Source organism: Gelidibacter salicanalis (assembly GCF_016469035.1).
GTDB lineage: Bacteria > Bacteroidota > Bacteroidia > Flavobacteriales > Flavobacteriaceae > Gelidibacter > Gelidibacter salicanalis_A.
Genome location: NZ_JAEHJZ010000658.1, coordinates 1 through 219 on the forward strand (window position 1 = coordinate 1; position 219 = coordinate 219).

Genomic DNA, 219 nt, shown 5'->3' on the forward strand with positions numbered 1-219 from the left:
TATTCATTGAATAATTGAACCATTAACCAAAATCGTATGGGATTTTTAAAAGAGTTTAAAGAGTTTGCTGTTAAAGGCAACGTAGTCGATCTGGCAGTAGCTGTGATAATTGGTGGAGCATTCGGGAAGATTGTTGCTTCCTTTGTGAAAGATATCGTGATGCCACCTATTGGCATGTTGTTAGGTGGGATGGAATTTACTGATTTGGCGATTGTGCTA

The 219-nt window shown here is 38.4% G+C and carries 1 protein-coding gene; it reads left to right on the plus strand.

The genetic code is table 11. The features are described from left to right. Positions 1-36: 36 nt before the first annotated feature. Positions 37-219 (plus strand): large conductance mechanosensitive channel protein MscL (gene mscL / locus JEM65_RS22220; protein ID WP_199603951.1); only part of this gene is annotated, 183 nt, incomplete at its 3' end.